This window comes from Agrococcus sp. UYP10, from assembly GCF_040547205.1.
In the GTDB taxonomy this organism is placed as follows: Bacteria; Actinomycetota; Actinomycetes; order Actinomycetales; family Microbacteriaceae; genus Agrococcus; species Agrococcus jenensis.
Genome location: NZ_JBEPPG010000001.1, coordinates 412046 through 437993, shown reverse-complemented (window position 1 = coordinate 437993; position 25948 = coordinate 412046). Strand labels below are relative to the sequence as shown.

27 protein-coding genes are annotated in these 25948 nt (G+C 72.5%); 18 read left to right on the top strand and 9 right to left on the bottom strand.

Annotated elements, in window-relative coordinates; all coding sequences use genetic code 11:
• The first annotated feature begins 64 nt into the window (after positions 1-64).
• The 4 genes from pstC (at position 65) to ABIB37_RS02165 (ending at position 3566) form a co-directional block, all read left to right on the top strand.
• Positions 65-997 carry a phosphate ABC transporter permease subunit PstC gene (gene pstC, locus ABIB37_RS02180; protein ID WP_354256168.1) on the top strand — a complete coding sequence of 311 codons (933 nt, stop codon included), beginning with the start codon at positions 65-67 and terminating at the stop codon, positions 995-997.
• A 3-nt stretch (positions 998-1000) separates the two neighbouring features.
• On the top strand, positions 1001-2086 hold the full coding sequence (gene pstA, locus ABIB37_RS02175; protein WP_354256165.1) for a phosphate ABC transporter permease PstA: 1086 nt from the start codon (positions 1001-1003) through the stop codon (positions 2084-2086).
• 5 nt (positions 2087-2091) lie between these two features.
• A complete protein-coding gene (pstB, locus tag ABIB37_RS02170) occupies positions 2092-2871 on the top strand; it encodes a phosphate ABC transporter ATP-binding protein PstB (protein WP_354256163.1) in 780 nt (259 codons plus the stop codon).
• 107 nt (positions 2872-2978) lie between these two features.
• A complete protein-coding gene (locus ABIB37_RS02165) occupies positions 2979-3566 on the top strand; it encodes a DapH/DapD/GlmU-related protein (protein ID WP_354256161.1) in 588 nt (195 codons plus the stop codon).
• Between the two features lie 141 nt (positions 3567-3707).
• Here ABIB37_RS02165 and ABIB37_RS02160 read toward each other — a convergent pair whose 3' ends face one another.
• Genes ABIB37_RS02160 through ABIB37_RS02145 form a run of 4 tightly spaced genes read right to left on the bottom strand, consistent with a single transcriptional unit; the run spans position 3708 to position 8391 of the window.
• Positions 3708-4649 (bottom strand): NUDIX hydrolase, encoded by a 942-nt coding sequence (locus ABIB37_RS02160; RefSeq protein ID WP_354256159.1) that lies wholly within the window; start codon positions 4647-4649, stop codon positions 3708-3710.
• Positions 4646-6907 carry an RNA degradosome polyphosphate kinase gene (locus ABIB37_RS02155; RefSeq protein ID WP_354256156.1) on the bottom strand — a complete coding sequence of 754 codons (2262 nt, stop codon included), beginning with the start codon at positions 6905-6907 and terminating at the stop codon, positions 4646-4648. Before ABIB37_RS02155 ends, ABIB37_RS02160 begins: the two co-directional genes overlap by 4 nt.
• Positions 6908-6919: 12 nt before the next feature.
• Positions 6920-7753, bottom strand: coding sequence for a mycothiol synthase (gene mshD, locus ABIB37_RS02150; protein ID WP_354256153.1), 834 nt, complete (start codon positions 7751-7753; stop codon positions 6920-6922).
• A complete protein-coding gene (locus tag ABIB37_RS02145) occupies positions 7750-8391 on the bottom strand; it encodes a response regulator transcription factor (protein WP_123697183.1) in 642 nt (213 codons plus the stop codon). Before ABIB37_RS02145 ends, mshD begins: the two co-directional genes overlap by 4 nt.
• Before the next feature lie 108 nt (positions 8392-8499).
• Between ABIB37_RS02145 and ABIB37_RS02140 the strand changes: the two genes are divergently transcribed.
• The 4 genes from ABIB37_RS02140 to ygfZ are packed head-to-tail and all read left to right on the top strand — an operon-like array spanning position 8500 to position 10593.
• Positions 8500-8760, top strand: coding sequence for a hypothetical protein (locus ABIB37_RS02140; RefSeq protein ID WP_354256150.1), 261 nt, complete (start codon positions 8500-8502; stop codon positions 8758-8760).
• A 40-nt stretch (positions 8761-8800) separates the two neighbouring features.
• On the top strand, positions 8801-8923 hold the full coding sequence (locus tag ABIB37_RS02135; RefSeq protein WP_281273315.1) for a hypothetical protein: 123 nt from the start codon (positions 8801-8803) through the stop codon (positions 8921-8923).
• A 3-nt stretch (positions 8924-8926) separates the two neighbouring features.
• On the top strand, positions 8927-9544 hold the full coding sequence (locus ABIB37_RS02130; RefSeq protein ID WP_354256147.1) for a heme-binding beta-barrel domain-containing protein: 618 nt from the start codon (positions 8927-8929) through the stop codon (positions 9542-9544).
• The gene (gene ygfZ / locus ABIB37_RS02125; RefSeq protein ID WP_354256144.1) at positions 9541-10593 is read left to right on the top strand and encodes a CAF17-like 4Fe-4S cluster assembly/insertion protein YgfZ; all 1053 of its coding nucleotides are present in this window, start codon (positions 9541-9543) and stop codon (positions 10591-10593) included. The genes ABIB37_RS02130 and ygfZ overlap by 4 nt, the downstream gene beginning before the upstream one ends.
• Before the next feature lie 149 nt (positions 10594-10742).
• Here ygfZ and ABIB37_RS02120 read toward each other — a convergent pair whose 3' ends face one another.
• The gene (locus ABIB37_RS02120) at positions 10743-11582 is read right to left on the bottom strand and encodes a class I SAM-dependent methyltransferase (RefSeq protein WP_354256142.1); all 840 of its coding nucleotides are present in this window, start codon (positions 11580-11582) and stop codon (positions 10743-10745) included.
• Between the two features lie 94 nt (positions 11583-11676).
• On the opposite strand from ABIB37_RS02120, the gene ABIB37_RS02115 reads away from it, so the two are divergent.
• The 3 genes from ABIB37_RS02115 to ABIB37_RS02105 all read left to right on the top strand — a co-directional run bounded on the left by ABIB37_RS02115 (position 11677) and on the right by ABIB37_RS02105 (position 14840).
• Positions 11677-12237: a PadR family transcriptional regulator gene (locus ABIB37_RS02115; protein ID WP_354256140.1), complete on the top strand. Its 561-nt coding sequence runs from the start codon at positions 11677-11679 to the stop codon at positions 12235-12237.
• A gap of 39 nt (positions 12238-12276) precedes the next feature.
• Positions 12277-13992, top strand: coding sequence for an ABC1 kinase family protein (locus ABIB37_RS02110; RefSeq protein WP_354256139.1), 1716 nt, complete (start codon positions 12277-12279; stop codon positions 13990-13992).
• Between the two features lie 98 nt (positions 13993-14090).
• Positions 14091-14840, top strand: a complete 750-nt coding sequence (locus ABIB37_RS02105; RefSeq protein WP_354256137.1) for a phosphoglyceromutase — start codon at positions 14091-14093, stop codon at positions 14838-14840.
• Between the two features lie 79 nt (positions 14841-14919).
• Here ABIB37_RS02105 and phoU read toward each other — a convergent pair whose 3' ends face one another.
• Entirely contained in the window at positions 14920-15624 is a 705-nt protein-coding gene (phoU, locus tag ABIB37_RS02100; protein ID WP_354256135.1) for a phosphate signaling complex protein PhoU, read from the bottom strand.
• Positions 15625-15792: 168 nt separating this feature from the next.
• On the opposite strand from phoU, the gene ABIB37_RS02095 reads away from it, so the two are divergent.
• Complete coding sequence (locus ABIB37_RS02095) at positions 15793-16947, top strand: sensor histidine kinase (RefSeq protein WP_354256132.1); 1155 nt, start codon at positions 15793-15795, stop codon at positions 16945-16947.
• Positions 16944-17627, top strand: a complete 684-nt coding sequence (locus ABIB37_RS02090; RefSeq protein ID WP_354256129.1) for a response regulator — start codon at positions 16944-16946, stop codon at positions 17625-17627. Before ABIB37_RS02095 ends, ABIB37_RS02090 begins: the two co-directional genes overlap by 4 nt.
• A gap of 22 nt (positions 17628-17649) precedes the next feature.
• Here the strand turns inward: ABIB37_RS02090 and ABIB37_RS02085 are convergent, their stop codons facing one another.
• The gene (locus tag ABIB37_RS02085; protein WP_354256126.1) at positions 17650-18117 is read right to left on the bottom strand and encodes a hypothetical protein; all 468 of its coding nucleotides are present in this window, start codon (positions 18115-18117) and stop codon (positions 17650-17652) included.
• Between the two features lie 245 nt (positions 18118-18362).
• Here ABIB37_RS02085 and ABIB37_RS02080 point away from each other — a divergent pair, with 245 nt between their 5' ends.
• The 5 genes from ABIB37_RS02080 (at position 18363) to ABIB37_RS02060 (ending at position 22877) form a co-directional block, all read left to right on the top strand.
• Positions 18363-18851, top strand: coding sequence for a CarD family transcriptional regulator (locus tag ABIB37_RS02080; RefSeq protein ID WP_123697195.1), 489 nt, complete (start codon positions 18363-18365; stop codon positions 18849-18851).
• Positions 18852-18976: 125 nt separating this feature from the next.
• Positions 18977-20134 carry a 2-C-methyl-D-erythritol 4-phosphate cytidylyltransferase gene (gene ispD, locus ABIB37_RS02075; protein ID WP_354256123.1) on the top strand — a complete coding sequence of 386 codons (1158 nt, stop codon included), beginning with the start codon at positions 18977-18979 and terminating at the stop codon, positions 20132-20134.
• Between the two features lie 126 nt (positions 20135-20260).
• The gene (gene cysS / locus ABIB37_RS02070) at positions 20261-21670 is read left to right on the top strand and encodes a cysteine--tRNA ligase (protein WP_354256120.1); all 1410 of its coding nucleotides are present in this window, start codon (positions 20261-20263) and stop codon (positions 21668-21670) included.
• Positions 21667-22644 (top strand): 23S rRNA (guanosine(2251)-2'-O)-methyltransferase RlmB, encoded by a 978-nt coding sequence (gene rlmB, locus ABIB37_RS02065; RefSeq protein ID WP_354256117.1) that lies wholly within the window; start codon positions 21667-21669, stop codon positions 22642-22644. Before cysS ends, rlmB begins: the two co-directional genes overlap by 4 nt.
• 53 nt (positions 22645-22697) lie before the next feature.
• The gene (locus tag ABIB37_RS02060) at positions 22698-22877 is read left to right on the top strand and encodes a hypothetical protein (RefSeq protein WP_354256114.1); all 180 of its coding nucleotides are present in this window, start codon (positions 22698-22700) and stop codon (positions 22875-22877) included.
• Between the two features lie 546 nt (positions 22878-23423).
• Here ABIB37_RS02060 and ABIB37_RS02055 read toward each other — a convergent pair.
• The gene (locus tag ABIB37_RS02055; RefSeq protein ID WP_354256111.1) at positions 23424-24740 is read right to left on the bottom strand and encodes a DUF4032 domain-containing protein; all 1317 of its coding nucleotides are present in this window, start codon (positions 24738-24740) and stop codon (positions 23424-23426) included.
• Positions 24741-24808: 68 nt separating this feature from the next.
• Complete coding sequence (locus tag ABIB37_RS02050; RefSeq protein WP_354256108.1) at positions 24809-25882, bottom strand: ABC transporter ATP-binding protein; 1074 nt, start codon at positions 25880-25882, stop codon at positions 24809-24811.
• Positions 25883-25948 lie beyond the last annotated feature (66 nt).

Here is a 25948-nt window from a genome sequence, read left to right as displayed (position 1 = left end):
GGGGCGCTCCATCGCCCCGGCCGGACGCTCTGCCCGGCCCCTTCCCGAATCCACTGGGAGCCCCATGACCACCGCAGCACCGGCCGCCACTCGCGCCGCAGCTCCGAAGCGACCCGCCGACATCATCTTCAAGTCGATCTCGACGACCGCGGGCGTGCTCATCCTCGTCGCGCTCGCCGGCGTCGCGATCTTCCTCGTCGCGCAGGCCGTGCCCGCGATCATCGGCCCGCTGCCGAACGACGACAGCTTCTTCGCCTGGGTCTGGCCGCTCACCTTCGGCACCCTGTGGTCGGCGTTCCTCGCCATGCTCATGGCCGTGCCGCTCGCCATCGCGATCGCGCTGTTCATCACGCACTTCGCGCCCCGCCGCCTCGCGCAGGGCCTCGGCTACCTCATCGACCTGCTGGCGGCCATCCCCTCGGTCATCTACGGACTGTGGGGCATCACGGTGCTCGCGCCCTTCATGCAGCCGGCGTACACCTGGCTGGCCGAGAACCTCGCGTGGATCCCGCTCTTCACGCCGCCCGCCTCCGGCACCGGCCGCACGATCTTCACCGCCGCCATCGTGCTCGCGGTGATGGTGCTGCCGATCATCACCGCGCTCTGCCGCGAGATCTTCCTGCAGACGCCGCGCCTCAACGAGGAGGCGGCGCTCGCGCTCGGCGCGACGCGCTGGGAGATGATCACGATGGCGGTGCTGCCCCACGGGCGCTCCGGCATCATCGCCTCGTCGATCCTCGGCCTCGGCCGCGCGCTCGGCGAGACGATGGCGATCGCGATGGTGCTCGCCTCCGCCGGCGCCGTCACCTTCGTGGTGGTCGGCTCGCAGAACCCCTCGACGATCGCGGCGAACATCGCCCTGCGGTTCCCCGAGGCGCACGGCATCACCGTCAACATGCTGATCGGGTCCGGCCTCGTGCTGTTCGCGATCACGCTCGTCGTCAACGGCGTCTCGCGGTGGATCATCGCGAAGACGACCGTGGACGGAGGCAGGTAGACCATGACCACCACGCTCACCGCCCCCCGCCGCGAGGCGAACAACCCGCTGACCGCCGGGCAGCTGCCGAAGTGGGGCCCGTGGGCGCTGCTCGGCGTCGCGCTCGTCGTCGGCGCGGCCGTCTCGGCGCTCGTCGCCGGCGCGAGCGGCACCGGCTTCAGCCTGGTCTCGACCGTCGTCATCGGCTTCGTGCTCTACCTGGTCGCGATCACCGTCGTGAGCCAGCTCATCGAGGGCGGGCGCAAGGCCACCGACCGGCTTGTCACGGGCATCGTGCTCGGCGCGTTCCTGCTCGCGCTCGTGCCGCTGATCTCGCTCATCTCCACCGTGCTCGTCAACGGCCTCGCGCGCTTCGACATCGAGTTCTTCACCTACACGATGCGCAACGTCGTCGGCGAGGGCGGCGGCGTGCTGCACGCGATCGTCGGTACCGTGCTCGTCACGCTGCTGGCCGCCGTCATCTCGGTGCCGGTCGGCATCTTCACCGCCATCTACCTCGTCGAGTACGGGCGCGGCCGCCTCTCGCAGGCCATCACGTTCTTCGTCGACGTCATGACCGGCATCCCCTCGATCGTCGCGGGCCTGTTCGCCTACGCCCTCTTCGCGCTCTTCGCGGGGGAGGGCGTGCGCAGCGGCTTCGGCGGCGCCGTCGCGCTCAGCCTGCTGATGATCCCGACCGTCGTGCGTTCGACGGAGGAGATGCTGAAGCTGGTCCCGAACGACCTGCGCGAGGCGTCGCTCGCGCTCGGCGTGCCGAAGTGGCTCACGATCTCGAAGGTCGTGCTGCCGACGGCGCTCGCCGGCATCGTCACCGGCGTCACGCTCGCCATCGCCCGCGTCATCGGCGAGACCGCGCCACTGCTCATCATCGCCGGCTTCACCACGAACATGAACTACAACGTGTTCGACGGCCGCATGATGACGCTGCCGGTGTTCGCGTTCAACCAGTACGTCAGCCCAGGCGTGCAGGAGCAGGCCTACTTCGACCGTGCATGGACGGCCGCGCTCGTGCTCATCCTCATCGTCATGCTGCTCAACATCGGCGCGCGCCTCATCGCGCACTTCTTCGCGCCGAAGTCCGGAAGGTAAGGAACATGTCCAAGCGCATCGAGATCAACGACCTCGACGTCTACTACGGCGACTTCAAGGCCGTGGAGGGGGTGTCGGTCGAGATCGAGCCCCGCAGCGTCACCGCCTTCATCGGCCCGTCGGGCTGCGGCAAGTCGACCGTGCTCCGCACGCTCAACCGCATGCACGAGGTCATCTCGGGCGCGTGGGTCGACGGCGAGGTGCTGCTCGACGGCGCCAACCTGTACGGCGCGGGCGTCGACCCGGTGAACGTGCGCCGGCAGATCGGCATGGTGTTCCAGCGCCCGAACCCGTTCCCGACGATGACGATCCGTGAGAACGTGCTCGCCGGCGTCATGCTCAACAACCGGCGGATGTCGAAGGGCGACCAGGACGAGCTCGTCGAGCGCTCGCTGCGCGGCGCCAACCTCTGGAACGAGGTCAAGGACCGCCTCGGGCTGCCGGGCTCCGGCCTCTCGGGCGGTCAGCAGCAGCGCCTCTGCATCGCCCGCGCGATCGCCGTCAGCCCCGACGTGCTGCTGATGGACGAGCCCTGTTCGGCCCTCGACCCGATCTCGACGCTCGCGATCGAGGACCTCATCGAGGAGCTCAAGCAGGAGTACACGATCGTGATCGTGACCCACAACATGCAGCAGGCGAGCCGCGTGAGCGACAAGACCGCGTTCTTCAACATCGCCGGCACCGGCAAGCCGGGCAAGCTCATCGAGTTCGGCGAGACGACGAAGATCTTCTCGAACCCCACCGTGCAGGCCACCGAGGACTACGTCTCCGGCCGCTTCGGCTGATCCGCGATTCTCAACGTCGCCTGTGGTCCCGCATCCGCTCTTCGGCGCTGATGGACCACCGGCGACGTTGAGATCCGGGACCGCGGGGCGGGCGTAGCGTGGTGGCGATGATCACCCTGCAGGAGTTCCTCGCCCATGTGCGCAGCGGCGCCCTGATCGAGGCTGGCTCGCCCGAGCACGCCTTCATGCACGGCGCCGCCCAGGATGCGCTGCGCGTCGTCGCCGAGCTCAACGGCGGCTACCGCACGCCCGACGAGGTGCGGGCCCTGCTGTCCGAGCTGACCGGCACCGAGGTCGACCCGTCGGTGACGGTCTTCCCGCCCTTCTCGAGCGAGTTCGGCAAGAACCTGCGCCTCGGCAAGGACGTCTTCATCAACATGGGCTGCCGCTTCCAGGACACGGGCGGCATCACGATCGGCGACGGCTCGCTCATCGGCCACGGCAGCACGCTGACGACGCTGAACCACGGCGTCGACCCCGCGCACCGCGGCGACATGCAGCCGGCGCCGGTCGTGCTGGGCCGCAGCGTCTGGCTCGGCGCCTCCGTGACGGTCGTGCCCGGCGTGACGATCGGCGACGGCGCGATCGTGGGCGCCGGCGCGGTCGTCACCAAGGATGTGCCCGCGAACGGCATCGTCGCCGGCGTGCCGGCCAGGCTCATCCGCATGACGGGCTTCGAGGCCGCGGCCGACTGACAGGCTCGGCTGACACGCTCGGCCGCGAGTGTCGGGACGCTGTCGCGGTGTCGCGACACTCGCGCAGCAGCGCGACACTCGCGCAGCAGCGCGACACTGCGCGCCTGGCTCGCCCCTGACCCGCCCGACTCGAGCTCTGCGTCAGGGCTCGGCGGGGGCGTGGGTCTCGAGCGCGACGAGCGCGGGCGTGTCGCCGGCGCTGACGTGCAGCACCGTGAACTCCGCCGTGTGGAGCATCGACGCGCGGTGCGTGCGCTCCGACTCCAGCCCGTTGGCCGCGTGCACGACCGCGGTGACGATCTCGGGGATGATCGGCGCGTGCGAGCAGAGCACGGTGCCGCGGCGCTTGCGCACCGCCTTCGCGATCCGGGCCTCGAGCGCGGCGCGCGGGTCGACGCTCGACTCCTGGCTGATCTCGGCGGTGGCGCGCGGCGCGATCCCGGTGAGCGCGGCGAGCGGCGCGACCGTCTGCCGGCAGCGCACGGCGCTCGACGTGACGATTCGCCGCGGTCCGAAGGCCGCGACGCCCGGCGCGACGGCGCGCGACTGCCGCTCGCCGCGGTCGGTGAGCGGACGCGACGCGTCGTCGCCCTCCCAGTTGAATGGGTTCGCGGCCTTCGCGTGGCGCAGCGCGATGATCGGGAACGTGTGCGCGTGCCCGGCCGCGAGCCGCTCCTCGAAGCGCTCGATGACGTCCACGTCGTGCTCGTAGGTGCAGCGCGCCTTCGCCGCATCGAGCGACAGCCACAGCAGCTCGAGGATCTCGTCGTTCGGCTCGAAGGGTGCGCGCTCCGCCTCCTCCTCGTCGACGAACGCCTGCCAGTAGTAGACGACCTTGTCGCGGCCGTCCGGGAGCCGGTACTCGGTCGTGCCGAGCGGCGCCCCGAGCGCGATCCGGACGCCCGTCTCCTCCTCGATCTCGCGCGCCGCGCACTGCGGCAGCGTCTCGCCCGGGTCGAGCTTGCCCTTGGGCAGCGAGTGGTCGCGGTGCTGCGTGCGCTCGACGAGCAGCACGCGCACCTCGCCCTCCGTCTCGCGCCACACGAGCGCGCCGGCGGCGAGCACCGGCAGCTGGGTCGTCATCGGCCCGAGCGCTTGCGCCGCTGGATCTGCATCATCCGGTCGCGGTGCAGGTCGTCGAGCGCCGTGCCGTCCTCGCGGTAGAACCTGCGCGTCCAGGTGCCGTCGGCCTCGGCCCACCACGACGCGGTCTCGGGCGACATCGCCTTGTCGAAGTGCTGCTGGATGTCGCGCTTGTGCTCGCTCGAGGTGAGCTGGATCAGCGTCTCGACGCGGCGGTCGAGGTTGCGGTGCATCATGTCGGCCGAGCCGATGAACACCTCCTCGTCGCCGTCGTTCCAGAACGCGAACACGCGCGAGTGCTCCAGGTAGCGGCCGACGATCGAGCGGATCGTGATGCGCTCGCTCAGCCCGGGCACGCCCGGCTTGATCGAGCAGATGCCGCGCACCCAGATCTCGACGTCGACGCCGGCGCGGCTCGCGCGGTAGAGCGCGTCGATGAGCTGCTCGTCCACGATCGAGTTGACCTTGAGCCGGATGCGCGCGGGGCGGCCGTCGCGCGCCGCCCGCGTCTCGCGCTCGATGCGCTGCAGCAGCCCCTTGCGCAGGTGGCGCGGAGCGACGAGCAGGCGCTGGAACGACTTCTCCTTCGCGTAGCCGGAGAGCTCGTTGAACAGCCGGGTGATGTCGCGGCCGACCTGGTCGTTGTCGGTGAAGAGGCCGAAGTCCTCGTAGATGCGGCTGGTCTTCGGGTTGTAGTTGCCCGTGCCGATGTGGCAGTAGTTGCGCAGCCGGCCGTTCTCGCGCCGCACGATCATCATGAGCTTGCAGTGCGTCTTGAGGCCGACGATGCCGTAGACCACGTGCACGCCCGCGCGCTCGAGCTGCCGCGCCCAGCGGATGTTCGCCTGCTCGTCGAAGCGCGCCTTCACCTCGACGAGCGCGAGCACCTGCTTGCCGGCGGCGGCGGCGCGGATGAGCGCCGCGACCACGGGGGAGTCGCCGGAGGTGCGGTAGAGCGTCTGCTTGATCGCGAGCACGTCGGGGTCGTCGGCAGCCTGCTCGAGGAGCGCCTGCACGCTCGTCGCGAATGACTCGTACGGGTGGTGGACGAGCACGTCCTTGCGCGTGATGGCCTGGAAGAAGTCGGCCCGCTCATCCTGGTCGGTCGGCAGGAAGGCGGCCGCGGTCACCGGCACCCGCTTCGTGTAGTGCAGGTCGGGCCGGTCGAGCCCCGCGAGCTGGAAGAGCCCGCTCAGGTCGAGCAGGCCCGGCAGCTTGTAGACCTCGCGCTCGGTGATGCCGAGCTCGTCGACGAGCAGCGCGTAGGTGTCGTCGTCGATGTCCTCCGACACCTCGAGGCGGATCGGCGGGCCGAACTTGCGGCGCGAGAGCTCGTGCTCGAGCGCCTTGATGAGGTTCTCGGTGTCGTCCTCGTCGATCGTCACGTCCTCGTTGCGGGTGACGCGGAAGGCGTGGTGCTCGACGATCTCCATCCCCGAGAACACCTCGTCGAGGTTGTTCGCGATGAGCTCCTCGAGCGTGAGGAAGCGCTGGGACTGGCCGGAGCGGGGCAGCTCGACGAAGCGCGGCAGCACCGCGGGCACCTTGAGGCGCGCGAACTGGTCCTCGGGCTCGCCCGGCACGCGCACCCGAACGGCGAGGTTGAGCGAGAGGCCGGAGATGTAGGGGAAGGGATGCGCGGGGTCGACCGCGAGCGGCATGAGCACCGGGAAGATCTCGGCCTCGAAGCGCGCCGACATCGCCTCCTGCTCCTCGGGCGTGAGCTGGTGCCAGGCGACGACGCTGATGCCGGCGGCGTCGAGCTCGGGCTCGAACGAGCCGCGGGCAGCGCGCGCGTGGCGCAGCTGCAGCTCGTGGGCGCGCTGCACGATCTGCGCGAGCAGCTCGGCGGGCGCGATGCCCACGTTCGTCGGCACGGCGAGGCCGGTCGCGATGCGCCGCTTGAGGCCGGCGACGCGCACCATGAAGAACTCGTCCATGTTCGACGCGAAGATCGCCAGGAAGTTGGCGCGCTCGAGGAGCGGCGTGCGCGGGTCCTCGGCCATCTCGAGCACGCGCTCGTTGAAGGCGAGCCACGAGAGCTCGCGGTCGAGGAAGCGGTCGGCCGGGAGGCCGTCGTCGGTCTCGCCGCCCTGCAGCTCCGCGGACCAGTCGAGCTCGGCGTCGTAGTCGTCGAAGTCGGCGGCGTTCGCGTCGTGGAAGCTCTGCTCCTCCTCGAGCGTGCGCGCGGTGCGGGAGCGGTCGAGCTGTGCCTCGTCGCCGGAGAGGCCGGTGTCTGTCGCGATGCCGTCGGTCATGCGCCAATCATGTCAACCATCGGTGAACGGCGCGTGCCTCCATCGCACGTCGATCGCCCAGCGATCGAAGCCCGCACGCTCGTACAGCGCGAGCGCGGGGGCGTTGTCGCCCTCGACGTAGAGGTGCGCGGTCGTCGCACCGAGGGCGCGCATCCGCACGAAGGCGGCCGCGAGCATCCGCCGGCCGAGCCCCGCGCCCTGCCGCGTGGGCGAGACGCCCAGCACGTAGAGCTCGGCGACGTCGCCGTCGGGCTTCACCCAGGCGAAGGCGTCGAGGGCGCCGGGCGTCGAGGGGTCGGCGCCGTCGGCGACCACGAGGTTGGCGTCGTCGTGCCACGGCTCGGCCATGCGGGCGGCGAGGTCGTCGGCCGACATGCGGCCCTGCTCGGGGTGGTCGGCGAAGGCGGCGGCGTTGAGGGCGAGCAGGGCGGATGCGTCGGCCGGCTCGAACGCGCGCACGCCGTCGGGCAGCCGGTCGTCGGCGGCATCGGCAGCCGGCACCTGCGCGCGCAGCTGCAGCAGCGTGCGCACGCGCTCCATGCCGAGCGACGCGGCGATCGCCTGCGCCGCGGGCAGGTCGCCGTGCGACCAGGCGTCGAAGGCGCCGAGCTCGGCCGCGACCCGGCGCGCGAGGTCGCCGCCGCGGCCCTGACCGCGCGCGTCGGGAGCGACGGCGAGCTCGACCTCCCGGTCCCGGTCGCTGATGACGGCGAGCGCCTCCGCGTCGCCGATCGTGCGGCGCTCGCCGCGCTCGAGCTCGACGAGCGCCTGGTCGTTGAAGGGCGGCACGCCGTCGTGCGCGGCGCAGGCCGCGGCGAGCGCGCGCGCCAGCTCGATCGCGCTCACTCGTCGGCCAGCTCGAAGCGGTAGCCGACGCCGCGCACCGTGCCGATGACGCCCTCGAGGTCGCCGAGCTTGGCGCGCAGGCGGCGCACGTGCACGTCGACCGTGCGGGTGCCGCCGAAGTAGTCGTAGCCCCAGACCTCGCTCAGCAGCTGCTCGCGCGTGAAGACGCGCGCGGGGTGCGACGCCAGGAAGCGCAGCAGCTCGAACTCCTTGTAGGTGAGGTCGATGGGGCGGCCGTCGATCTTCGCCTGGTAGCTCGCCTCGTCGATCGAGAGGCCGCTCGCCACGATCGGGCCGCTCGTCTTCGCGCCGGTGATCGCGAGGCGGATGCGCGCCTCGAGCTCGGCGGGACCGGCGGAGTCGAGCACGATGTCGGTGACGCCCCACTCGGCGGTCACCGCCGCGAAGCCGCCCTCGGCGAGCACGAGCAGCAGCGGCGCCGCGTCGCGCTCGAGCAGCCGGCACAGCTGCTTCGCGGCGGCGAGCTCCGCGGCGCCGTCGACCACCACGACGTCCGCGTCGGGGGCGTGCGCCACCGCCTCCGCCGTGCCGGGCAGCATGGTCACGCGGTGCTCGAGGAGCTCGAGACCCGGCAGCACACCCCGGTCGCGGCGGGTGAAGATCACGACGTGCGCCATCCAGCCCCCTGCCTGCGCTCGATCCTACGGGTCGCGGCAGCGGGTCCCGAATCGGCGCGGATGCGGCGCGTGCCTTGCCGTCCAGCCGAGGTGGGGGATGATGGGCGCGTGTCGTGGCGATGGGCGAGCGTGTGGCCGGTGTGGGCGGTGGCCGTCGTCGGCGCCGTGCTCGTCGGCGTGCTGCAGCCGACCGACGGCATCGTCTGGATGCCGATCGTGCTCGGGGCCTGCACGCTCACCGCGTTCGCGATCCAGCTCGGCGGCCCGACGGTGCCGGGCATCGTCGGCCGGCTCGCGGAGGCCGTGCTCGGCTCGGTGATCATCCTCGCCGTGGCGAGCGCGATCCTCGTGCCGTTGACCCACCTCTGACCGCCCGTCCCCTTCGGGCGAGGTCGGCTAGGATCGAGCCATGGCAGAAATCCCCATCGTCGCGCTCGAGATCTTCTACCTCGGCCTGCTCGGCCTGGCGATGCTCGCGATCTTCGGCATCTCCTTCGTCGTGATCCGCAACCTCTTCAGGGGCCAGCGCTAGCCGATGCTCGACCTCGATCCCACGCTCCCGGCCGAGCTGGGGCCGTTGCAGTGGCTCATCGGCACCTGGGAGGGGACCGGCGTCCTGTCGTTCCCCGTCGGCGACCGCACCGTCGAGCACGAGTTCGCCCAGCGCGTCTCGTTCGCGCACCACGGCCACCCCTACCTCGCCTACGAGGCGTACGCGTGGATGCTCGACGACGAGCTGACGCCGCTCGCCGCCGAGAGCGGCTTCTGGCGCCTCGCCCGGCCCTCGGCCGACTCGGACGCCGGCCCCGGCATGCTCCCGCCCGAGGGCGAGCCCGCCTACCCCGACGCCTCCGCGGTCGAGTCGCTCCGCCGACCGGACGGCGCCTTCGACCTGCAGGCCCTCATCTCGCACCCGACGGGCGTCGCCGAGCTCTACCTCGGCACGATCGCCGGGCCGCGCATCGATCTCGCGACCGACGCGGTGCTGCGCGGCGCGGGCGCGAAGGAGCACACCGCATCCACCCGCATGCTCGGGCTCGTCGACCAGCACCTGCTGTGGGCGTGGGACCTCGCGGCGCTCGGGCAGGGGCTCGAGAGCCACGCGTCCGCGCGCCTGACGCGCGTCGTGCCGGGCGAGGCGAACGAGCAGTGACGGCCGCCGCGGCGCTCGCGAGCCGGATCCCCGGAGCGGTGCTCGCTCCCGACGGGCTGCCGCTGCACGTCGGCAACCCGGTCGCCGAGCAGCGCCGGCTGCGGCGCGACGCGCTCGTGCTGCTGCCGCGCGACGTGCTGCGGCTCACCGGGCCCGACCGGCTGCCGTGGCTCGACTCCATCACCTCGCAGGCGATCGACCGCCTGCCCGCCGGCGCCTCGGCAGAGACGCTCGTGCTCTCGCCGGAGGGCCGCATCGAGCACGCGCTGCGGCTGCGCGAGACGGGCGACGCGCTCTGGATCGTCGTCGACGCCGGCGCCGGTGATGCGCTCGAGGCCTGGCTGACGCGGATGCGCTTCTTCAAGGAGGTGGGCATCGAGCGACCGGAGGCGGTCGTCGTCGGCGCCGCGGGGGAGCCCGCGGGCGAGCTCGCCTGGCTCGACGGCTGGCCAGAGGTCGCGCCCGGCGGCGTGCGCTACGGCGAGCCGACGGGGGAGCCCTGGCGCTGGTCGGAGGCGATCCTGACGCCGACCGAGGCGGATGCGCTCGACCCGGCGCGCTTCGTCGGCACGCTCGCGGCGGACGCGCTCCGCATCGCCGCCGGGCGTCCCGCGCTCGCCGAGGTCGACGAGCGCACGATCCCGCACGAGCTCGACTGGCTCACCACTGCCGTGCACCTCTCGAAGGGCTGCTACCGCGGCCAGGAGACGGTCGCGAAGGTGCACAACCTCGGCGCTCCGCCGCGCCGCGTCGTGCTGCTGCACCTCGACGGCAGCCAGAACGCGCCCGTCGCACCGGGCGACGTCGTGCTGCGCGGCGACGCGGAGGTCGGGGCCGTGACCTCCTCGGCGATGCACGACGAGCTCGGCCCGATCGCGCTCGCGGTCGTGAAGCGCGGCACCCCGACCGACGAGGACCTCGCGGTCCGCAGCGCCGAGGGCATCGCGGTCGCGGCCGGCCAGCAGGTGCTCGTGCCGCCGACGGCCGGCCACGCGCACCGCCCGCCGCGCCTCCCGCGCCTCGGCGCGGTGCAGCGCCCCACCCGCTAGCCCGGGGTGGTCACGACGCGCCGCGCAAGCGTCGCGGGGTGGTCATGACGCGCCGCGTGAGCGCGCTCGCTGACGGCGTGTCGTGACCACCCGGCGCATCGGTCCCGGGGCACGGGTCTCAGCGCGGGTTGCGGATGGGCGGGAGCCGGTCAGGGGAGCGGGGCGACGGCGTCCCAGGCGACCGTGAGCTCGCCGAGGCGCCAGCGCGACGGGCCGCCGGCGACCGGCCAGCCGGAGTCGCGCATCCGCCGCACCGTCGACTGCCACCGCTGCCCGGCCCCGAAGTCGGCGAGCGGCGCATCGCTCGCCCACGCCCGGTCGAGCTCGACGAGCAGCGCGTGCACGCGCTCGCCCGGGACGTTGCGGTGGATGAGCGCCTTCGGCAGCCGCTCGGCGACGACGGACGGCGCGGGCATCGCGTCGGTGCCGAGCTCGTCGACCTTGAGCGCGATCGTGAGCGACCTGGGCCCCGTCGCGTCGAGGGCCACCCACGCGCAGACGCGGCCGAGCTCGTTCGAGGTGCCCTCGACGAGGAGGCCGCCCGGCGCGAGGCGCGCGAGCATGGTCGCCCAGTGCCCCGCCACCTCGTGCTCGTCGTACTGCCGCAGCACGTTCATCGCGCGGATGACCTGGGGCGCCCGCGGCGCGGGCACCTCGAAGCCGCCGAGCGCGAACGACACCCGGGCATCCGGCGCGATCGCGCGGCCGTAGCGGGTCGGCCCGGCCTCGCGGGCGAGCGCGAGCTCTGCGGTCGCGAGGGCGACGCGCGCCGGGTCGATCTCGAGGCCGAGCACCTCGACGCCCGGGTTGCCGCGCGCGAGGCGCTCGTGCAGCTCGAGGCTCGTCGTGGCGCTCGCGCCGTAGCCGAGGTCGACGACGAGCGCGCCGGGCACGCGCGCCGCGGGCTGCGCGGCGATCCAGCGGTCGACGCGGCGCAGTCGGTTGACGCCCGTCGTCCCGCGCGTGATGCGCCCCGTCGGCTTGGCCACGCATCCATTCTCATAGGTTCTGCACCCTTCCGCGACGCGCGTGAGCGATATATCGTTGCGTATCGTCGAGACGCGACGGTGCGAGGAGGACATCATGCACGGTTCATTCGCAGGCGGAGGCTACGCCGGCCCTCGGGGCTTCGGCGACGGCCGGCCCGGCGCTGGCGTGTGGGAGGCGATGGAGCAGCTGCGCACTGCGTTCGAGCGGCGCGGCGGCACCCGGATGGGTCGCGGCGACGTGCGCGCGGCCGTGCTCGCGCTGCTCGCCGAGCGCCCCATGCACGGCTACCAGATCATCCAGGAGATCGAGGAGCGCAGCGGCGGCGCGTGGAAGCCGAGCCCCGGCTCGGTCTACCCGACGCTGCAGCTGCTCGCCGACGAGGGGCTCATCAGCGCCGAGGAGGCGAACGGTCGCAAGACCTACGCGCTCACCGAGGGCGGCAGGGCCGAGGCGGATGCCGCCGACCGGCAGGCGCCGTGGCTCGCGACGAGCGAGCGGGAGAGCGGGTTCTCGGCGCTGCCGAAGGCCGGCATGGAGCTCGCGCAGGCGGCCGCGCAGGTGGGCCGCACGGGCACGCCCGAGCAGGTGCAGCAGGCGGTCGCCGCGCTCGACGAGGCGCGCCGTAGGCTCTACTCCATCCTCGCTCAGGACTGAACCCGGGTGCCGACCCCACGTCGGGCGCTAGGAGGGACGATGCCCGACGCCGGGAGCACGCGCGCCCGCTACCGCCGCATCCTGCGCTTCGCCGCCCGGCACCTCGCGATCATGTGGTGGTTCGAGCTGTTCCTGCCGCGGATCGGGCTCGCCCGCCTCGCGGCGCGCGGCCGGAGCCGCCGGATGACGCGCTTCGCCCGCCGCTTCCACGCGCTCGCGGTCGAGCTCGGCGGCCTCATGATCAAGGTCGGGCAGTTCCTGTCGTCGAGGCTCGACGTGCTGCCGCCCGAGATCACCCGCGAGCTCGAGGGGCTGCAGGACGAGGCGCCGGCCGTGCCGTTCGCGCAGGTGCGCGCGCTCGCCGAGCAGGAGCTCGGCATGCCGCTCGACCGCGCCTTCGCGTGGATCGACGAGACGCCGATCGCCGCCGCGTCGCTCGGCCAGGCCCACCGCGCCCGCCTGTCGGCGCTCGACACCGCCGACACCGGCATCACCGACGCGGTCGTGAAGGTGCAGCGCCCCGGCATCGAGGCGGTCGTCGACGTCGACCTCGCGGCGCTGCGGCGCGTGGGCGGCTGGCTGCGGCGCGTGCGGATCGTCGCCGACCGCGTCGACGCGCCGGCGCTCGTCGAGGAGTTCGCCATCACGAGCCTGCTCGAGGTCGACTACCTGCACGAGGCCTCGAACGCCGAGCGCTTCACCGCCGCCTTCGCCGGCGACGCCCGCGTGCGCACGCCCGAGATCGTCTGGGAGCGCACGAGCCGTCGCGTGCTGACCCTCTCCGACGTCTCGGCGATCAAGATCAACGACGTCGACGGCCTCCGCGCCGCGGGCATCGACCCGTCCGCGGTCGCCTCGACCTTCGCGGCCGTCATGTTCGACCAGCTCTTCTCGCTCGGCTTCTTCCACGCCGACCCGCATCCGGGCAACCTGTTCGTCACGCCGGGCGCCGTCGCTACGGGGGCGACGGGCGGCGCCGCTGCGCCCGGCCCGGACTGGCAACTCACGTTCGTCGACTTCGGGATGATGGGCGAGGTGCCGAGCGGCACCCGGCGCGGGCTCCGGCGGATGCTCATCGCGGCCGCCGCGCGCGACGGCAAGGGCCTCGTCGAGGCCATCCAGGAGCTCGGCGCGCTGCTGCCCACGGCCGACACCGCAGAGCTCGAGCGCGCGATGAGCCACGCGTTCGCCCGATTCGGCGGCATGGGGTTCGCCGAGCTGCGCGACGTGGACCCGCGCGAGTTCCGCGACTTCGCCGTGGAGTTCGGCGAGCTCATGCGCTCGCTGCCGTTCCAGCTCCCCGAGGACTTCCTGCTCATCATCCGCGCGATGTCGCTCACGTCGGGCGTCGCCAGCAACCTCGACCCCGCGTTCAACCTCTGGGACTCGGTCGAGCCCTACGCCGGCCGGCTGGTGCGCGACGAGCGCGGCAGCGCCGTGCGCGACATCGCGCAGGAGGTGCTCGCGACGGCCGGTGTCGTCGCCCGGCTGCCGAGGCGGGTGGATGCGCTCATCACGCGCGCCGAGGAGGGTCGCCTCGCCATCAGCACGCCGCGCCTCGACCGCCGGGTCGCGCGGCTCGAGCGCGCGGTCGGACGGCTCGCCACGGCGATGCTCTTCGCCGGGCTGCTGCTCGCGGGTGCGCTGCTGCGACCGGACGACCCGGAGCTCGGCACGGTGCTCATGGTCGCCTCGGCGGTGCCGCTCGTGCTCGTCGTGGTCGGCCCGATCCTCGGACGTCGCGGCCCGGACTGACGGCCCGGACTGACGACCCGGACTGACGGCCCGGCGGCGAGCGCGCGCCGGGGGCCGCCCGCACGCGACGGCGCATGCATCCCAACTAGGCTTGCGGCATGACCGAGCGCACCCTCATCCTGCTCCGCCACGGCCAGTCGACCTGGAACGAGAAGAACCTGTTCACCGGCTGGGTCGACGTCCGCCTCACCGCCAAGGGCGCCGAGGAGGCGAAGCGCGGCGGCGAGCTGCTGCGCGAGCGCGACCTGCTGCCCGACGTGCTCTACACGTCGCTGCTCACGCGCGCGATCCAGACCGCGAACATCGCCCTCGACGCGGCGGACCGCGCGTGGATCCCGGTGACCCGCTCGTGGCGGCTCAACGAGCGCCACTACGGCGACCTGCAGGGCAAGGACAAGGCCGAGACGCTCGAGCAGTACGGCGAGGAGCAGTTCATGCTCTGGCGCCGCTCGTTCGACACCCCGCCGCCGGCGATCGCCGACGACAACGAGTTCTCGCAGGCGGGCGACCCCCGCTACGCCGGCATCGACGGCGACGTGCCCGCGACCGAGTGCCTCAAGGACGTCATCGACCGCTTCCTGCCGTACTGGGAGTCGACGATCACGAAGGACCTCGAGGCCGGCCGCACCGTGCTCGTCACGGCGCACGGCAACTCGCTGCGCGCGCTCGTGAAGCACCTCGACGGCATCTCCGACGACGACATCGCGGCCCTCAACATCCCGACCGGCATCCCGCTCGTCTACCGCCTGGGCGACGACAACATGCCGCTCGGCCCGGGGGAGTACCTCGACCCCGAGGCGGCAGCGGCCGGCGCGGCCGCCGTGGCGAGCCAGGGCAGCAAGCACTAGTCCGTGCACGACGAAGGGCCCCGCGCGATGCGGGGCCCTTCGTCGTCGGTGGCGACGTCGGCGCTCGCGCGCCGCGGGGTCACTCGGGTGCGGGCTGCGCGCGCACCGGCTCGGGTGCCATCTCGGCGCGCGCGTCGTCGTCGCCGGTCCAGTCGCCGGTGGCGAGGTACTTGACCTTCTTGGCGATGCCGACCGCGTGGTCGGCGAAGCGCTCGTGGTAGCGGCTCGCGAGCGTCGCGTCGACGGTCGTGTGCGCCGCACCCTCCCATGTCGTGCCGAGCACGTGCGCGAACACGTCGCGGTGCAGCTTGTCGACGTGCGAATCGGCCGTCTCGAGGCGGTCGGCGAGCGTGAGGTCCTGCGACTCGAGCAGGTCGCGCAGCATCTTCGCGATCTCGATGTCGCTCGCGCCCATCTCGGCGAACGTCGGCTGCAGCGACTCTGGCACCACCTGCATCGGGAAGCGGTAGCGCGCGAGCAGCGCGATGTGCCGCGCGAGGTCGCCCATGCGCTCGAGCGACGCCGAGATGCGCAGCGCCGAGACGACGATGCGCAGGTCGCGGGCGACCGGCGACTGGCGGGCGATGATGTCGATCGCGAGCTCGTCGAGCGACGCGGCCTTGTCGTCGATGATCGGGTCGGTCGCGATCACCTGCTCCGCGAGCTGCACGTTCGAGTCGCCGAAGGCGCGCACCGCGGCCTCGATCGAGACGACGACGTGGTTGGCGATGTCGACGAGGCGCTCCTGCACCTCGCTCAGCTCCTGCTGGAATACGTCGCGCATGGCTCCTGCTCTCGTTTGTGCGCCGCGCCGTCGCTGCGTCGAGCACGGCACGGACCTGTCGCCCAGTGTTCTGGCCCCAGGTTACCGGCGGGTGTCCAGTGTCTGAACCCTCGGCGGCGACCGGCCTCCGGCGGCGAACGGCAGGTGGCCGCCGACTACGCTGACAGGGTGGATGCGTCGTGGTACGTGCTCATCGCGCTCCTGCTGGGATTCGCGATCGGAGCGGTCTCCGTGCACCTCCTCGGCATCGCCGCGCATCGCGGCCGCCAGGTGATGGCGATCGCGAGCGAGCCCGTCCCGGACGGCATCGCCGCGATGGTCCACGTCCTCGAGTCCGCCGGCGTCGTGCTCGACGGCTCGAACCAGGTGATCCTCTCGTCGCCCGGCGCGCTCGCGCTCGACCTCGTCGAGGGCAGGGCGCTGCGCTCGCACGACATCCTCGCCGCCGTGCGCCGCGTCTGGCGCTCGGGCGAGCAGGAGGTGCTCGAGCTCGTCCACCGCCGCGGCCGCATCGGCACCGGCATGGACGTGCACCTGCGCGTGCGCGTCGCGCCGCTCGGCAACCGCTTCATGCTCGTGCTCGCGGCCGACCGCACCGAGGAGCTGCGGCTCGCCGGCGTGCGCCGCGACTTCGTCGCCAACGTCAGCCACGAGCTGAAGACGCCGATCGGCGCGGTGAGCGTGCTCGCCGAGGCGATCGAGGCCGCGGCGGAGGATCCCGACCGGGTGCGCTCGTTCGCGCAGCGCATGCAGCTCGAGGCCGACCGCCTCGGGCGCATGACGAAGGCGCTCATCGACCTCTCGCGCATCCAGTCCGACGACCCGCTCGACCACGCCGAGCGCGTGCCGATCGGTCGCGTGGTCGAGGTGGCGGTGGACCGCAACCGCGTGCTCGCCGACTCCAAGCGCATGCGCGTCATCCCGCGCGTGCTCGACGAGGCCGACGTGCTGGGCTCCGAGGACCTCATCACCATGGCGGTGCAGAACCTCGTCGCGAACGCGCTGCAGTACTCGCCGGAGGCGACCCACGTGGGCGTCGGCGTGCGCGTGACCGACGGCGTCGTCGAGATCTCCGTCACCGACAAGGGCGTCGGCATCGGCCACGAGGACCTGGAGCGCGTCTTCGAGCGCTTCTACCGCGTCGACCCGGCGCGCAGCCGCGTGACCGGCGGCACGGGCCTCGGCCTCAGCATCGTGAAGCACGTCGCCGGCAGCCACGGCGGCGAGGTCACCCTCTGGTCGCGCCCGGGTCAGGGCTCCACCTTCACGCTCCGCCTGCCCGTCGCAGGCGCCACCGCCACCGCCCCGAAGGAGATCGCATGACGCGCATCCTGATCGTCGAGGACGAGACCGCCCTCGCCGAGCCCCTCGCCTACCTGCTCGAGCTCGAGGGCTACGAGACGGCGCACGCCGCAGACGGCGACGCGGCCGTGCGGATGTACGAGACGGAGGGCGCCGACCTCATCCTGCTCGACCTCATGCTGCCGGGGCGCAGCGGCACCGAGGTGTGCCGGCACATCCGCCAGACGTCGCAGGTGCCGATCATCATGCTGACGGCGAAGGACAGCGAGGTCGACACGATCGTCGGGCTCGAGCTGGGCGCCGACGACTACGTCACGAAGCCGTACTCGACCCGAGAGCTCGTCGCGCGCATCCGCGCGGTGCTGCGCCGCCGCGCGGTCGAGGACGAGGAGGAGGACGACGCGGTCGTCGAGATCGGCCGCGTGCGGCTCGACGCCGACAGCCACACCGTGACCGTCGAGGGGCGGGAGACGGCGATGCCGCTGCGCGAGTTCGAGCTGCTCGAGTACCTCATGCGCAACGCCGGCAGGGTGCTGACGCGGGGCCAGCTCATCGATCGCGTCTGGGGCAGCGACTACTTCGGCGACACCAAGACGCTCGACGTGCACATCAAGCGGCTACGGGCCAAGATCGAGGAGGACCCGTCGAACCCGACGTGCGTCGTCACCCTGCGGGGCCTGGGGTACCGCTTCGAGCGCTGACCCGGCGCTCAGGCGCTGCGGGTCAGTCGGCGGCGGGCTCGACCGGGGCGAGCGTCTCGTAGCCGACGAACTCGGTCGAGATCATCTGCACCTCGACGCCGGTCGGCTCTGCGCCGTCGGCCTGGAACGAGACGTTGCGGTGACCGCCATAGGCGATCTCGTCGGCAGCGAAGACGAGCTGCTGCTCCGGGAAGCCGTAGGTGGTGACGCCGGTGGCCACGCGCACCTCCTGCACCTCGTCGCCGACGCGGACCTCGAGGAAGGTCGCCTCGCCCGGGTTCGTGAAGGTCACCGACAGGTTGAGCGCGTCGCCCTCGGGCTCGCCGATGAGCATCGCGTTGTGGAACTCGACGGTGCCGGTCTGGCCCGAGATGCCGTCGGATGCGTCGTACTGGATCTGCGTCGCCTGCGGCGTCAGGATGTTGCATCCGGTCGCGGCGAAGGCGACGACGACTGCTGCGGCTGCTGCGGCGACGGTGCGAGGCTGCACGAGGACCCTTTCGACGATGGCCGGGGGCGCTGGAGGGTGCGCTCGCGGTCGCAAGCGAGTCTAGCGCGGCGCGGCGCGGGGCAAGGGCTCGACGGCGCTGCGCCGCGACCCCGGCGCCGTGCCGATCCGGGCCTCGTGACGTGGTCAGGGCCGCGGCGGGGCGTGATCCAACCACGCCTGCCCCGGCGCCCGCGAGCGACACGCTGTGATAAAATCAAGGTTCTGGCTATGACGAGGAGCATTCGATGAACTTTGAGGTCGGAGAGACGGTCGTCTACCCCCACCACGGTGCCGCGACGATCACCGAGGTCAAGGTCCGCAAGATCAAGGGCGTCGAGACCACCTACCTCAAGCTCAACGTCGCGCAGGGCGGACTCACGATCGAGGTCCCCGCGCAGAACGTCGACATGGTGGGCGTTCGCGACGTCATCGGCGAGGAGGGCCTCGACCGCGTGTTCGAGGTGCTGCGCGCGGACTTCACCGAGGAGCCCACGAACTGGGCACGTCGCTACAAGGCGAACGTCGAGAAGCTGGCGTCGGGCGACGTCATCAAGGTGAGCGAGGTCGTGCGCGACCTCTCCCGCCGCGACCAGGACCGCGGCCTCTCGGCCGGCGAGAAGCGCATGCTCGCGAAGGCCCGGCAGATCCTGGTCTCGGAGCTGGCGCTCGCGGAGCACACCGACGAGGACGCGGCAGCCGCTCGCCTCGACGAGGCGCTCGCCCCCGCGGTCTGACCGCTCGAGGCGCACGCGTCTCACGCACGCGTCTCACGCACCGAGCCGAGGCGCCCGATCCCCAAGGTCGGGCGCCTCTCTCATGCCCGCAGGGAGGGCGCGCTCGGGTGTCTAGGCTGAGGCGCGTGACCGACACCGCCCTCATCGTCGTCGCCGCGGGCAGCGGCACCCGGCTCGGCCGCGGCGTGCCGAAGGCCTTCGCGGAGGTGGCGGGCGCGCCGATCCTCGAGCACGCGCTGCGCGGCCTCGCCGCCGTCGACGCCACGCTGGTCGTGGTCGTCCCCGCGGGCCTCGAGGCGGATGCCGCGGCGATCGCCGCGCGCGCTGGCGTCGCAGCGCGCGTGGTGGTGGGCGGCGAGACGCGCGCCGACTCCGTCGCCGCGGGCCTCGACGCCGCGGGCGATGCGCGCTGGGTGCTCGTGCACGACGCGGCGCGCGCGCTCACGCCGGCCGCGCAGGTCGAGCGCGTCATCGCGGCGCTGCGGGCCGGCGCATCCGCGGTCGTGCCGGTGCTGCCGGTCGTCGACACCATCCGCGCGGTCACGCCCGCGTCGCTGGCGCCGGCGGCGCGCGCGGAGCCCGACGAGCTCGGCGCGATCGTCGACCGTGCGGGGCTGCGCGCGATGCAGACGCCGCAGGGCTTCGACGCGACGCTGCTGCGCCGCGCCTACGCCGAGGCGGATGCGCGCGGCGCGTCGACCGACGACGCCCAGCTCGTGCAGGCGCTCGGCCTCCCGGTCGCCGCCGTGCGCGGCGATGAGCTCGCCTTCAAGATCACGACGCCCGCCGACGCCGATCGCGCCGAGTCGCTGCTCGGCCCGGCGATCCGGGTGGGCGTCGGCGCCGACGTGCACGCCTTCGGGGGCGACGGCCCGATGCGCCTCGCCGGCCTCGAGTGGGAGGGGCAGGGCCTCGAGGGCCACTCCGACGGCGATGCCGTGTGCCACGCGATCGTCGACGCGCTGCTCGGCGCCGCGGGCCTCGGCGACATCGGCGGGCTCGTGGGGGTCGACGACCCGCAGCACGCGGGCGCCCACGGCGAGGTCTTCGTCCGCGCCGCGGTCGCGCGGCTCACGGAGCACGGCTGGCGGCCGGTGAACGTCGCGGTGCAGGTGCTCGGCGTGCGCCCGCGCATCGGCACCCGCCGCGACGAGGCGCAGCGCGCGCTCAGCGCGATGGTCGGCGCACCCGTGAGCGTCTCGGGCACCACGACCGACGGGCTCGGTGCCCTCGGCCGCGGCGAGGGCGTGCAGGCGATCGCGACCGCGCTCATCCGCCGCTGACCCGCAGCCGGCCCGCGCAGGCCGCGCCGCCGAACGGGACCCCGTCCACCCGACGGGACCCGGTGCGCCGGGTCCCGTCGGGTGGAGCGGGTCCCGGAGCGCTGGACGCCAGTAGCCTTGGGGACCGTGACCGTGCGCATCTACGACTCCCGGCGGCAGGCCGTCGTCGACCTCGAGCCGCTCCGCGCGGGCGAGGTGTCGATGTACGTGTGCGGGCCGACCGTGCAGTCGTCGCCGCACATCGGTCACGTGCGCAGCGCCGTCGCCTATGACGTCTGGCGCCGCTGGCTCACGCACCGCGGGCTGCGGGTCACGTTCGTGCGCAACGTCACCGACATCGACGACAAGGTGCTCGTCAACGCGGTCGACGAGCCGTGGTGGGCGCTCGCCTACCGGATCGAGCTCGAGTTCACGGCGGCCTACCGCACCGTCGGCGTGCTCGCGCCGACGTACGAGCCGCGCGCCACGGCGTCCGTGCCGGGCATGCACGAGCTCATCCAGCTGCTCATCGAGCGCGGGCACGCGTATCCCGCGCTCGACGGCTCGGCCGACGTCTACTTCGACGTGCGCTCGTGGGGCGAGTACGGCGCCCTCACGCGCCAGTCGATCGACAAGATGGAGCCGGCCGCCGACGCCGACCCGCGCGGCAAGCGCGATCCGCGCGACTTCGCGCTCTGGAAGGCGTCGAAGCACGAGGAGCCCGCCTCGGCCTCGTGGGCATCGCCGTGGGGCGACGGCCGCCCCGGCTGGCACATCGAGTGCTCGGCGATGGCGCGGCGGTACCTCGGCGACAGCTTCGACATCCATGGCGGCGGGCTCGACCTGCGGTTCCCGCACCACGAGAACGAGCTCGCGCAGTCGACGGCCGCGGGCCTCGGCTTCGCGAGCGTGTGGAGCCACAACGGGCTCGTCAACGTCGACGGCGAGAAGATGTCGAAGTCGCTCGGCAACTCCATCTTCGCCGCCGACCTGCTGTCGTCGGTGCGTCCGATCGTCGCGCGCTACTTCCTCGTCGCGCCGCACTACCGCTCGACGATCGACCTGCGCACCGCCGACGGCAGCCTCGAGGGCGGCTCGCTCGCCGAGGCGGAGGCCGCGTTCGGCCGCATCGAGTCGATGCTCGAGCGCGCCGCACGCGTCGGCGAGCTGCCCGAGACGGCGGTGCCGGAGGCGTTCGGCGCGGCGATGGACGACGACCTCTCGACCCCGCAGGCCGTCGCCGTGCTGCACGACACCACCCGCGCGGCGAACGCCGCGCTCGACGCCGGCGACGACGCCGCGGCGCTCGCGCGGGCCGGCGAGGCGCTCGCGATGCTGCGCGTGCTGGGGCTCGATCCTGCCGACGAGGCGTGGCAGGCTGTACCCTCGGCCGAGAGCCATGCGCTGTCGAGCCTCGTCGAGACGCTCCTCGCGGAGCGCCGCGAGGCTCGCGCGAACAAGGACTTCGCCGCATCCGACCGCATCCGCGACACGCTCGCGGCCGCCGGCATCCTCGTCGAGGACGGCAAGCACACGACCACCTGGAGCACCTCATGACGAAGCCGCAGCGATCGCCGCGGAAGAAGGGCCCCTCGAAGGGCACCGGCGGCCTCGGCCGCCGCGCGCTCGAGGGCAAGGGCCCCACCCCGAAGGCAGAGGACCGATCCTGGCACCCCGCCGGCAAGCGGAAGGCATCGCGCGAGCGCTTCGAGGCCGCCTCGGCGAAGGGCCGGCCGGCGCAGCCGCCGCGGCACCGCAAGCCGTCGTCCGCGAAGGACGACTCCGAGATGGTGACCGGCCGCAACTCGGTGCTCGAGGCGCTGCGCGCCAAGATCCCCGCGACCTCGCTCATCCTCGCCTCGCGGCTCGAGATGGACGACCGCGTCAAGGAGATCCTGTCGATCGCCACGAAGCGCGGCGTGCCCGTGCTCGAGGTGATGCGGCCGGAGCTCGACCGCATCTCCGGCCACGACGCCGTGCACCAGGGCGTCGCGCTCAAGGTGCCGCCGTACCAGTACGCGCACCCCGTCGACCTGCTCGAGCAGGTGCTCGACCGGCACCAGACGCCGCTCTTCGTGGCGCTCGACGGCATCACCGACCCGCGCAACCTCGGTGCGATCATCCGCTCGGCCGGCGCGTTCGGCGCGCAGGGCGTCATCGTGCCGCAGCGCCGCTCGGTCGGCGTGACGGCGAGCGCCTGGAAGACGAGCGCGGGCGCCGCGGCGCGCGTGCCGGTCGCGATGGCGTCGAACCTGACCGCCACGCTCAAGGAGCTGAAGTCGCAGGGATGCTTCGTCATCGGCCTGGACGGCGACGGCGACGTGTCGCTCCACGAGCTCGAGCTCGCCGCGGGGCCGCTCGTGATCGTGGTCGGCAGCGAGGGCAAGGGGCTGTCCCGCCTCGTCGCCGAGACGTGCGACGCGATCGTCTCGATCCCGATCGGCGCGGCGACCGAGTCGCTGAACGCCGGCATCGCGGCGTCGATCACCCTCTACGAGGTCGCGAAGCTGCGCGGCGCCCGCACCCGCTGACGCAGCCATGCTGATCGAGTAGCAGCCGGCGGAGCCGGCCGCGTATCGAGATCATGATCATCGTCTCGATATGCGCGCCTTCGGCGTGCTACTCGACGAGCGTGTGGTTGCTGGCCGCGTATCGAGATCGTGATCGTCGTCTCGATACGCACGCCTTCGGCGTGCTACTCGACGAGCAGGTCGATGCTGGTCGAGTAGCAGCCGGCGGAGCCGGCCCTGTGCTGATCGAGTAGCAGCCGGCGGAGCCGGCCGCGTATCGAGATCAAGGGACCTCGCGCGCCGCCTTCGTCTCGATACGCGCGCCTTCGGCGTGCTACTCGACGAGCGTGTGGTTGCTGATCGAGTAGCAGCCGGCGGAGCCGGCCGCGTATCGAGATCAGGAGACCTCGCGCGCCGCCTTCGTCTCGATGCGCGCGCCTTCGGCGTGCTACTCGACGAGCAGGTCGCTGCTGATCGAGTAGCAGCCGGCGGAGCCGGCCGCGTATCGAGATCAAGGGACCTCGCGCGCCGCCGTCGTCTCGATACGCACGCCTTCGGCGTGCTACTCGACGAGCAGGTCGATGCTGGTCGAGTAGCAGCCGGCGGAGCCGGCCGCGTATCGAGATCGAGGGACCTCGCGCGTCGCCGTCGTCTCGATACGCGCGCCTTCGGCGTGCTGCTCGACGAGCAGGTGGTTGCCGGCCGCGTATCGAGATCACGATCGTCGTCTCGATACGCGCGCCTTCGGCGTGCTACGCGACGAGCGGATGTTGCGTGCTCCTCGACGAGCGTGTGGGCGCTCAGACCTTGTCGCGCCAGTCGGGGTCGTCGTCCTCGTCGTCGAGCAGGATCGCGCCGGTCTCGATCGGCACGACCGAGATCGCCGTCGTGACCGGCACCCCGAGCAGCGCCGCCTCGTCGCGGCGGAAGGAGAGCTGCGTCTCGATGTAGCTCGCCGCCGCCTCCTCGAGCGGCACCTCGCACTGGCGCTGCTCCGACAGGTACCAGCGGTGCTCGAGCACCTCGTGGAAGACCTCCGGGCCCTCGAGCTTGCCGCGCAGCTCGAGGGGCACCGACTCGACGATCGGCGCGAAGACCCGCTCGAACCACTCGTTCGCGAGCGCCTCGTCGCCGACGGTCGGGCGCAGGTCGTGCTGCAGCGCCACGTACTGGTCGAGGTCGTTGAGCATCCGCCGCGCCTGGTTCTCCTCGGCGTCGATGCCCGTGAGCCCCTGCAGCCGGCGGTGGTGGTGCCCGGGGTCGACGACCTTGGGCTGGATGCGCACGGTCGTGCCGCCGTCGCCGGTGCGGATCGCGAGCTCCTCGATGTCGTAGCCGAGCGCGTTGAGCCGCTCGATGCGCGCGGTGATGCGCCAGCGCTCGGAGGCGTCGATCACCTCGTCGCTCATGAGCTCGTGCCAGAGCGACCGGTACTGCTCGACGATCGAGGCGGCGACCGCGACCGGGTCGATCGACTCGTCGAGCCGTCCGCCGGCGGCGAGGTCGAGCAGCTCGCCCGCGATGTTCACGCGCGCGACCTCGAGGTCGTCCTCGCGGCGGCCGGTCGAGAGCCCGCTCGGCTCGAGCGTGCCCGTCTCGGCGTCGACGAGGTAGGCGGCGAAGGCGCCCGCGTCGCGGCGGAAGAGCGTGTTCGAGAGCGACACGTCGCCCCAGTAGAAGCCGACGAGGTGGAGCCGCACGAGCAGGCCGGCGAGCGCGTCGACGAGCCGCTGGGCGGTGTCGCGCTTCATCGACGACGAGTAGAGCGCGCGGTAGGGGAGCGAGAAGCGCAGGTGCCGGGTGACGAGCACCGCGTCGAGCTCCTCCCCGTCGGCGCCGGTGCGGCCCGAGATCACGGCGAGCGGCTCGACGCACGGCACGTCGAGGCGCTGCAGCCGCCGCAGCATGGCGTACTCGCGGGAGGCCATCTCCTCGGTCGTCTCCTTGATGGCGACGACGCGGCCGCCGAGGCGCGCGAACCGCACGAGGTGCCTCGAGATGCCCTTCGGCAGCTGGACGACGTCCTCCTCGGTCCACTCCTCGAGCGGCACCTCCCAGGGCAGGTCGAGCAGGGTCGCATCCATCACCGCGGAGGTGATGCGCAGATCGGAGCGCATGCCGCCATGGTAGGCCGAAGGGCCCCCGCCGTCAGCGGGGGCCCTTCGGATGCTGCGGCTGCGTCGCCTCAGAGGCGCAGGCCCGACTCGTTGTCGAACAGGTGCAGGTGCGACGGGTCCGGCGTGATGTAGACCGTGTCGCCGAGCGACGCGTGGGTGCGGCCGTCGACGCGCGCGACGATGTCGACGCGCTTGCCCTCGACGTCCGCGTGGCCGTAGAGGTAGCCGTCGGCGCCGAGCTCCTCGACGAGGTCGACGAGCACGGGCAGGCCGTCGCCCTGCTCGGAGACCGAGATGTCCTCGGGTCGCACGCCGACCACGAGGCCGCCCTTCGCCGACGCGAGCTGCTCCCGGGGGATCGGGGTGAGGTGCTGGCCGAAGTGCACGCCCTGGTCGCTCGTCTGCAGCTGCATGAGGTTCATGGCGGGGCTGCCGATGAACCCGGCGACGAACACGTTGGCCGGGTTCGCGTACAGGTCGCGCGGGGTGCCGACCTGCTGCAGGATGCCGTCCTTGAGCACCGCGATGCGGTCGCCCATCGTGAGCGCCTCGGTCTGGTCGTGCGTGACGTAGACCGTGGTGACGCCGAGGCGGCGCTGCAGCGACGCGATCTGCGTGCGCGTCTGCACGCGCAGCTTGGCGTCGAGGTTGGACAGCGGCTCGTCCATGAGGAACACCTGCGGCTGGCGCACGATCGCGCGGCCCATGGCGACGCGCTGGCGCTGACCGCCCGAGAGCGCCTTCGGCTTGCGGCCGAGGTACGGCTCGAGGTCGAGCAGCTTCGCGGCCTCCTCGACGCGCTTCGCGCGCTCCTCCTTGGCGATGCCGGCGATCTTGAGCGCGAAGCCCATGTTCTCGGCCACCGTCATGTGGGGGTAGAGGGCGTAGTTCTGGAACACCATCGCGATGTCGCGGTCCTTCGGCGGCATGTCGGTGACGTCGCGGTCGCCGATCATGATCTTGCCGTCGTTGACCTCTTCGAGGCCCGCGAGCATGCGCAGGGTGGTGGACTTGCCGCAGCCGGAGGGGCCGACGAGGACGAGGAACTCGCCATCGGCGATCTCCAGGTCGATCGAGTCGACCGCGGGCTTCGTGCTCCCCGGGTACAGACGGGTTGCCTTGTCGAACGTCACAGACGCCATGGTCGTCTTCCTTCCACCGGCAGGTACGTGCCGGACGATCCGTAGTGGTCGGTACGGGCAGCACTG